Source organism: Okeania sp. (assembly GCF_983059655.1).
This window is the reverse complement of sequence record NZ_CEZPJD010000261.1, coordinates 1-9,801: the sequence shown is the minus strand read 5'-3', so window position 1 is coordinate 9,801 and position 9,801 is coordinate 1. Positions and strand designations below refer to the sequence as shown.

At 36.4% G+C, this 9,801-nt stretch carries 5 protein-coding genes; 1 reads left to right on the top strand and 4 read right to left on the bottom strand.

The genetic code is table 11. The features are described from left to right. Nucleotides 1-235: 235 nt before the first annotated feature. From AC3DU7_RS15745 to AC3DU7_RS15730, 4 genes are all read right to left on the bottom strand, one after another. Nucleotides 236-2,920 (bottom strand): ABC transporter substrate-binding protein, encoded by a 2,685-nt coding sequence (locus AC3DU7_RS15745; protein WP_488040274.1) that lies wholly within the window; start codon nucleotides 2,918-2,920, stop codon nucleotides 236-238. A gap of 239 nt (nucleotides 2,921-3,159) precedes the next feature. Then, entirely contained in the window at nucleotides 3,160-5,856 is a 2,697-nt protein-coding gene (locus AC3DU7_RS15740; RefSeq protein ID WP_488040273.1) for an ABC transporter substrate-binding protein, read from the bottom strand. A 192-nt stretch (nucleotides 5,857-6,048) separates the two neighbouring features. Beyond that, a complete protein-coding gene (locus tag AC3DU7_RS15735) occupies nucleotides 6,049-7,242 on the bottom strand; it encodes a DUF1822 family protein (protein WP_488040272.1) in 1,194 nt (397 codons plus the stop codon). A 92-nt stretch (nucleotides 7,243-7,334) separates the two neighbouring features. Then, nucleotides 7,335-8,702: a hypothetical protein gene (locus AC3DU7_RS15730; protein ID WP_488040271.1), complete on the bottom strand. Its 1,368-nt coding sequence runs from the start codon at nucleotides 8,700-8,702 to the stop codon at nucleotides 7,335-7,337. A gap of 429 nt (nucleotides 8,703-9,131) precedes the next feature. Between AC3DU7_RS15730 and AC3DU7_RS15725 the strand changes: the two genes are divergently transcribed. Then, nucleotides 9,132-9,689, top strand: a complete 558-nt coding sequence (locus tag AC3DU7_RS15725) for a 3'-5' exonuclease (protein ID WP_488040240.1) — start codon at nucleotides 9,132-9,134, stop codon at nucleotides 9,687-9,689. The last annotated feature ends 112 nt before the right edge of the window (nucleotides 9,690-9,801 follow it).

The window sequence follows — 9,801 nt, the reverse complement described above, 5'->3', positions numbered from 1 at the left end:
ATTAATTAGGTGTAAAATTTTAGTATCAGTCATTTATGTTATCAGTTATCAGTGGAGTAATATAATAGAGTTGATTGTCATACAATGCATAGGAGCGTTTTGCTCCGCAACATATAAAGCGACAGCTTTGTGTTAGCAAATGGCCATTCACCCATACAATATAGACTCTTCTCTTTAATACTAAATAATATAGATGCTACCGGATTAGATACAACACACTTATCAGAAAAGAATATTAGTCAGGAACCGAACATATCGACTCTACATCTTGATATTCTACAGGAATAAATGCGAAGCCATACTTCTTATTCTTCGGACAACGAACAACCTTAAGTATATTGAAGGGTAGCTCTTCGCGATCGCCAGTTCCCGGTTTAAATTTAATTTCTCCTGTCACCCCATCAACGCAGAAATCTTTATCTGCCAATGTCTTCTGAATTCCTATGCGAGTAGGTTTTTGCCTAATCGCTTCGATTAGCACCTGAGCAGCATCATAGCTCAAAGCTGTACGATTGCTAACAGGACTTCCCCACAAATTTTGAGTAATCTGAGCAAAATTATCTTTGGGATTTTTCAAATGATGCCAATTAACGGTGATAATCAGTTTTTCCAAGAGTTGGGGTTGACCAATTTGTAGGGTTTTGGGACTGTAAATTGAAGAATCACCAACTATCCAGTTTTGACCATCATTTTCTTTGATTATTTCCAGAGCATTAGCAAAAGAATTAGTCACTTGCCCATCTGGGACGAGAACAATAGCTGATTCACCAGATTTTCTGACTTTTTGGATAGCATTTTTAGCATTAAAATTAGGCTGAGAAATATCAAGTGAATCAATGATGTATCCTCCTTTTTCTAAGAATTTTTCTTCAAAATGTTTTTTGTAATCACTAGAATAGGAACTAGCAGGGTTATAAAAAATCGTAGCTTTGTTTTGATTAATTTTATTCGTTAAGACATTAACCATTGCTTCTACTCTCAGATCATTAGTTGCGATAACTCGGAAGAAAAATGGTCTAGGTGCTGCTGTTAGTTGAGAAGTGGCAGCACCAGGAGAAACTGATACTAATTGATATCGGTTATATATATCTACAGTTGCCATCGTCATATCACTTGTCCAAGAACCAATAACACCTAGAATATCTGACCGTTTGACCAGGGTTTGGGCAATCTTCTCGGCATTAGTCTCTAAGTTGGCATCATTAGCAATGATGACCTTTAAACCTTTTCCATTCAAGTTTTTCGATTCTAGAAAATTTGCACCTGCTAAAGTCAAATTAGAAGATTTATTCTCATTGAATAAACTCAAGTTAACTTCCGTTTGCGCTTGAGCTACTCCCCGTAAGATTTCTTCAGCAAGTTGTGCATTCTTCACTCTTCCAGTTTCGTCCTGTAAAACAGGAACTACAACTGCAATAGTATAGAAACTAGCTTTTGTTTCTTCTAAAAGAGCATTATTGAGATAAATTAAAGTTTCTGGGGATCTTCGTTCGTACTGCCAGCTTTGCTGAAGATTGTTAATTTCCTCCTGATAACTTTTTTTAGCGTAAAAATAATTACTCCACTGTTGTCGAATGCGACTTTTCCAAATAGGTAGAAAATGATTTGATGGTTTCTGACATTTAGCAACTACTTCTACACCTCTTTGTGTGTCTGGTAGTGGAAATGGTTTTACTAGAATTTCCTCACCCTGACTAATGTTATCTCCAACGGGTTCAGGTTGAGGATCAAACCAACGGAAAATTCCGGCAACGCCAACGATCGTCAAGAAAAACAGAATTATGTGCTTAGGTTTTATTAGAGGTTTGTCTGGGGGTTTAGATTGAGGCCAATATAGTTCAGGTGCAGTAGGGTTTTGGATTAGTACAGGCAGTTTAGATGCTCTTGGATAAAATAATTTCTTGGGAATAGGAATTTCTAGTTGTTGCAAACGTCTCCGTGCTTTTCTAACGGAGGTGTGGAGAGGTTGCCCTTGGGTAAATTCTTCCAGGAAATATTGTAAAAAACTCCGTGCTACTAGATCGGGAACAGGTTCTCGCATCACAATCAAATGGGGAATATTAAAATCAGCTAAATATTCAGCAATACCCAATCCATCACAGGAATTAAAAATTGCCAACTTAACTCTAGGAGCAGCTCTCCTCAGAGCTTCTCTTAAAAGATCGATTGATAAATTTAAGGCATGATCGACATTAATAGTCTGAGCGGAACTATGTCCTGCATAAAAAATAATATCCCAATTTCCCAGCCAAAGAGTATCAAATAGTTCTTGAGGAGTCAGAAAATTTCCTATTGCTGGAATAGAGGTAATACTTGCCCCGTGTTGTTGTAAATTTTCAATGAGTTCCCGATCTTGTTGCAGTTGTAATTCCCCCTCATTGCTGCCAAAAATTGCTAGAATATGAATCGGTTTTTCCAACGTTTCTGTTGGTCGATTATATTTAGATAAAAGAGCAAATTCTGCTTGGGGTAAAAAATATGATTTCTCAAATAAATCCCAATAATCCCAGGATAGCTTACGCAGATAAGGATTTGATGTCTCGATAATCACTCGAACTGATTCATTTGGAGTTCTGTCTTGAAGTTGTCCTATAATTCGCGCTGTTATAGCTCCAAAGATAGGTTGCCCCAACCAATTTCTGACATTAGATTCTAGGGTGCGAGTGGCATTTTGACAGCCTTCTAAACTGGAGATGTTGGTAGTTTGCCCCTCTTGCACCTTGATTGCTCGGTTTCTCCCCAACTCAGTATAAATGTTTCTCCATTCATCATATACTCTAGGAAAATCTGGGTTAGGGGGCAATTGAGGACAGTTGCGTTCTGTGGCAATTATTGTATCATCTTGCCAAAACTCTAGGGAAACAGGAAAACCTAATTCAAAACTGCCTTCTTCTATTTTGATAACAACTTGTCTAGCCATTATTATTAATTCATTACTTTAGCCTTAATATTATATTCGGTCCCATAGATATCTCCAAAAATTTGCTCTTTTTAGGTTGGGTTGAGGACACGTTAGTGCCAGCTTATCCGTTAGGATCAACCCAACACCTAATCTCAATACCAGTAAGAGTACCATGTTTTGATATCCTCGCTTCTTTGGTATTTTTATAACCGTCAGGAGTAACACAACCATAAAAACCTACTGATCAGAAAAGAACATTAGTTAGAATTCCCACATTCCAACTCTGCATCTTCAGGTTTTGAATACTTATCAGGAATAAATGCGAATTTCAACACCTGACTTTCACAAGGAACAACCTTAACTAACTCCAGGGGTTGTATTTTGCGATCGCCTTTCCCCTCTTGAAATGTAATTTCTCCTGTTACCCCGTCAACACGGAAATTTTCACCTGCCAATGTCTTCTGAATTCCCGGACGAGTAGGTTTTCCCCCATGTTCCTCAATCCCTTTGATTAGCACCTGAGCAGCATCATAACTTAAAGCTGTGCGACCACTGACAGGCCCTCTCCAAAGCTTCTTGGTGGTTTGAGAAAAATAAGAATCTGGATTGCTTAGAGAATGCCAAGGAACAATTACAATCAGTTTTTCTATGAGTTGAGGTTGAGCAATATTTAGGGTTTTCGGACTATAAACCGACCAATTACCTACTATCCAGTTTTGACCATTATTTTCTTGAATTATTTTCATAGTATTATCTACAGAACTACTGACTTGACCATCTGGGATTAAAGCAATTGCTAATTCCCCAGAGTTTCTAATTTTTTTGATAGCACCTTTAGCATCAAAGTTAGGCTGAGAAATATCACGTGAATCAATGATATCTCCTTGTTTTTCTTTGAATTTTTTTTCAAATTGTTCTTTGTAATCACCAGAATACGGACTATAAGGGTTAGAAAAAGTTGCAACTCTTTTTTGATTAACTGGATTACTCATAAAGACATCAACCATTTTTTCTGCTCGCTTTTTGGTAGTTGTGGTAGTTCGGAAGAAAAATGGTCGAGGTTTTTCTGTGAGCTGAGAAGTGCTTGTACCTGGGGAAACCATTACTAATTGATTTTGGTTATAGATATCTACAGTTGCCATCGTCATATCACTGGTCCAATGACCAACAATACCTAGAATGTCTGACCGTTTGACTATTTGATTAGCAACCGTCTTTGCTTGCTCCTTACGGTTAGCATCATTAACAATAATAACTTTTAAGCCTTTTCCATTCAGCTTTTTCGACTCTTTCAGCTTTCCAGGTCCTTTAGTTGGTAAAGTCAAATTAGAGAATTTTTCCGATAAACTCAAGTTAACTTCTGTCTGTGCTTGAGCTACTCCCCGTAAGATTTCTCCAGCAAGTTCTGTATTAATCACCTTTCCCGTTTCATCTTGTAAAGCAGGAACAGCAACTGCAATAGTATAGTAATCAACACCCGTCTCTTCTAAAATTGCATTATTGAAATATATTAAAGTTTCTGGATCTCGTTTCTCGTTCCAGTTTTCCTGAAAATATTTAGCTGCAAACGAATAATTTTTTTCCCTGACTGCTTTTACACCCTCTTCTTTCTTTTCTGATGTTACTTCTAGCAGAATGTCCTCACCTTTACTGATTTTATCTCCAATTGGTTCAGGAGTTGCTTGAGGTTGAGGAGTTGGTTGAGGTTTAGGGAGTCGAGAAATTCCAACAACAACAATGACAGTCAACAAAAACAGAAGAATTAGACCTGTCCTAAAATGCCGATTTCGGAACGTCCGGGCAAGGATTTTAGAACCTTTTTCCAGCAACTCTATTATCTGTCTAATTAGAGGTATGCCTCCTCTAGATGGCCAATAAAGTTCAGGCGTAGTAGGGTTTTGGATTAATACAGGTATTTTAGACGCTCTTGGATAATACAATCCATCTCGATCAGGAACTTCCAGTCGTTGCAAAGCTCTCCGTGCTTCTCTAACAGAAGTGTGCAGAGGTTTCCCTTGGATAAATTCTTTCAGGAAATATTGCAAAAAATGCCTTGCTACTAAATCAGAAACAGGTTCTTGCATCACAATCATATTGGGAATATCAAAATCAGCTAAATATTCAGCAATACCCAGTCCATCACAAGAATTAAAAATTGCTAGCTTTACTTTTGGGGCAGCTTTCTTTAAAGCTCCTCTTAACTGATCGATTGATCCATATTCAATAGTCTTATCGGAACTGTGGCCAGCATAAAAAATAATATCCCAATTTCCTAGCTTAATAGCATCAAATAGTTCTCGGAGAGTCAGAGAGTTTCCTCTTGCTGGAATAGAAGTAATTCTTGCCCCATGTCTGTTTAAGTCATTAATCAGTTTCCGATCTTCTTCCAGTTTTAATCTCCCTTGATCGCTGCCAAAAATTGCTAGAATGTGAATTGGTTTTTGCCACGTTTTTTTTCGTCGATTAAATTGGGATAAGATAGCAAACTCTCCTTGGGGAAAAAATGCCTCTTCCTCAAGTAAGTCCCAGGAATCCCAGGATATCTTACGTAGATAATCATTTGATGTATCAATTATAACTCGTACTGATTTATTTGGAGCTTCCTCCCTTAATCTTCTGATTATTTCAGTTATTATGGCTCTAAATGGAAGTTCCCTAAACCAATTGTTTACATTAGATTCTAGGGCTTGGGCCGCTTTGTAACAATCATTCAAACTAGAGACATTGGTAATTTGTTCCTCTGGGATCTTTATCGCTCGTATTTCTCGCCCTAACTCAGCATGAATGTTTCTCCATTGGTCATAAAGTATTGGAAAATATTGGTTAGGAGGCAATTGAAAACAGTCGTATTCTCTGGCAATGAGTTCACCATCTTGCCAAATCTCTAGAAGGGAAACAGGAAAGCCTGATTCAAAACTACCTTGTTCTATTCTGATAAAAATTTGTGTAGCCATTATTATTAATATTTTGTTTTAATTCATAAAATTATATTTTAATTTCATAACTATTTAGTTAATTTCATCGGGACTTGGGGACTTCAAATTTATTACAGGACTTACCCATCACCACCTTATTTAGTAAGGGGTAATGGCCATTAAATTCCACATATGATGTATAATTTAATACTTTGCGTAAGTCCTGTTTACTCAAATAATAAAGTGCTTTGTCACAATAGCAGAATTAAGGCTAACTTGAAGACTAAAGCGATCGCCTACATCGGCGGTAAATTTGTACTGAATAGAATCATTTAGTTCTTCAGCACGAATTTCAAAGAAAGATTCCCCCATTTCATCTAAACCAATAAGTTTTAAATTTGTGGGTAAAAAATGTTGGTCTTGGAGAGGATAAACTCTAGAAAGAACAGCAAATTCTTGATTTGGTTTGGGTAAAATTGCTATCATTAGTGCCACCGGAACTCCTGCTAGTTGCATTCCTAGATCGATAGCGCGACGTACACCTGCTGCTGGATGACTAGGGTCAATTTTCCACAACAACTCGGCAGTTTTCCAGCGTTTTTCTTCATTTTCTGTTGTTTGTAAAATCTGTATGAGATCTTTATTTACTTCTGTGTCTGATAGCTCAGGTTGAGATAAATCTGCCTGGGTTTTGTCTCTTGGCTTTTCTGTGGTTTGATTTAACCTGAAAGCCATTTTCATAGTCGGTTGACGATTTCCTAGAAGTTCTTCCACAGGTTGCCAACCTTCTGTCAAAATACCTTCTAACCAGCTTGTTAATTTTTCCCAATACTTTGATTCAGTTGAGGTATTTTCTGGCAGTTTAATAGCTGCCGGACTCAAATATTTCAAATTTAAAATTAAGTGGCTGGAGTCATAATTTAGTTGAGTCAAAGAAAGTGGATAATTTCCTATTTCATTTTTTTGTAAAAACCTATCTTTGAATTGATCGTGCCGGATAAATCCAATTAAAATAGCTTCTTCTGACTCTACTGAAACCTGTATCAAGATATAGAAATGAGCAGAAAATTCTGGATAATCAATTATTTTCTCGGGAATTTCAATTCCTTCATTTACCATATTCTCATCTGTCAGTAAGCAAACCGTAAATCCATTGACTTGCAGAGGGCAAATTGGTTCCGAACTAATTATTTGATGAGGTGGCAAAGATTCAATTGGATTATCTAATGTTAAATAGCGATCGCTCAACCATTTTTTTAGTGCTAATAAACCTAAGAATTTCACATAAGCTTGCCATTGTTGGGCTTCGTTCTTAAAGCGATCGCTCAAAAGAGTTGCTTGCTCAAAATCTTCAGGTTCTAAATCAATAGTTTGTAAGTGCAATTGTCGGTAATAAAGTCTGTTTTTTTGATTAGAATTAGTCATCTTAATTCTCCCGGTTATTGTTGTAATTTTAAGTTTTATTTTTGCAATCTATGGAATGATTAATGTAGTTATTTCACTACTTATTATGTATGTCAAATAAGCTGATTATATTTAAGATAATAGCGCATTTTTTCAGCGAACAAACTTGTCATTTCTTTGTATTTCCTTCCTGTAGAATTTTCTTTGACTGCCTCTAAAAAAACGGTTTCATCTAAATAACGACTTAATAGTTCAATTAAAGAATCAAGAGCATTTGGATCTAAAACCCCTTGACTGTAATTTAACTCTGCTTGATTCAACAAAATTTGCAGCATTTTCTCCATTACTTGTTCTCGAATTTGCTTCAGCATTTGTTTAAGTTTTAAGATGCGACTAACTTGAGATTGATTATTGATACTAAATTCTTGAGCTATTTCGCTTTGAGATTTATTTTCACAATAAATTAGTCGTAACATAGGTAAAAAATAAGGAGCAAATTCACTATACCAAGCACTTTTTTGTAGTTTCTGCAAACGTTGAGAAAGCACCCCCTCAATAGCATCCAGAATAGCTTGATCGCGATGTTCGTCTAGAAATTCAAGTTCCATTGCGGAAGCATTAGAGGGAGGTGAAATCTCAGTTGGATTTAACATTTGTTCCTGTAAAAACTGAGCAATAGTTTTCAATTGTTCAAGTAGTTCATCTGAAGAATTATATATAACTCCCCTGGGAAAAAGACGATCGCGCATTTCCTGAAGTTGATACTCAGAAGGTTCGGGACATTTGCCCTTTGCACCCTGTTTTCGTCTGTCGCGTCGATATACCTCATGAAAAGCTTCTACCACATCCTGTTCTTGAGGTGAAAGATTTTTAATTTGATAACGCTTAATCTTATTTAGTTTTGCCCAAGGAGTACTTAAAGATAAACCAAATTCTACCCATAGCCTTTGAGTAAGTTCTGAGTGGCGACGGGTGCATAAATTAGTCCAACCATAGAGTCCACCTTGATCGGGATTGAAACTTCTCAGAATTTCCTCCCAGAAATAGGAGTAAGAAGACTGAGAGTTTTCCTGAACTTGCTTAATATTTTTTGTCTTACCATCATCAGTGAGTACCAGGTACAACAAATCTCGGAGGCGAAAAGGATAGCGATCGCCAAATTGTTGAACCAGTTTTTGACAAGCATTAACAATGGCATGGGAAATATAGCAACGCAAAGAAAGTCCTGCTGTTATGCTCAAGGAGTTACAAGAAGCAGAATTTTGAGAACGAAAATAAGATAGTAAGGTAGCTTGAATTTTTCTGTCATCTTGAGAGGAGAGTTTTTTGAGTTCAGCAATAGACGGAAACCAGATTTGAAATTGTTTCTGAACAGGTAATAGTAACTCCTGTCGATATTCCCGGTGAAAAGCAGACACATCAGAGCTAGCTAAATCAATTTTGCATAATGTCCAGTAGTTCTTGGTGAAACCATTTTTCATCCTTTTTACACCTCCATACTATATTTTTAACCTTATTCAATTAGTATTAATGCTTATCAGCACTCACAATACATTTTCCTCAAGGTTCTATTTGGTTATAGTGTTGATGATTTTGAACTTATGCACTTTAGATAATTAATTTCTCAAGTCTAACTAAACCAAGCAACAAAGCCCGGGATAAATATAAAGTGGCGGCAGGCAGGATGCCTGCAGTGAAAATATGTGGAAGCAGGCAGGATGTCTGCCCAAAAAACGAGAACGGGCAAGATGCCCATTCCACATTGAATTAGTATTAATGCTTATCAGCACTCACAATACACTCTCCTAAAGGTTCTATTTGAGTATAGTTTCTGATGATTTGAACTTATGCACCCAAAATATTTTGTATAATTTGTATAAGTTACCCCTGATATATGATTCCTTAGAAATATGACTATTAAGTTAAACAAGATTATTGTTATTGATATTGAAGCTACTTGTTGGGAGACAAATCCCCCGCCAGACCAAAAAAGCGAAATAATTGAAATTGGGATTTGTATTGTTGATGTAGCTGAAGCGAAACCTATTGAAAAAGAAAGTATTTTAGTCAGACCAGAATGTTCCAAAATCAGTGAATTTTGTACCCAACTTACAACTTTAACTCAAGCAGAAGTTGACCGAGGAATTACTTTTTCCGAAGCTTGTTTAAAACTACGGAAAAAATATGAATCTTTACAACGAGTCTGGGCAAGTTGGGGCAATTACGACAAAAATATGTTTGAGAAACAATGTTTATCTAGGAACATAAAATATCCTTTTGGCATTAGACATATTAATGTAAAAAATTTGTTTGCTCTGATTCATGCTTTACCCAAAGAAGTAGGTATGGTAGATGCTTTAAATTTATTAGATATTCCCTTGGAAGGCACTCATCATAGAGGCGCAGATGATGCTTGGAATATTAGCAAAATATTAGGAAAACTACTTTTACAAAGTAGGATAATATAAAATATGCTTGAATAGTTATTGTATAGTTGGGAGTGGGGGAGATTAAATATTGAAGTAATTAGACTTGTCGCGAAATAAAACCTTAAAGTGAAATGGAAAATCCTGGCTTTTC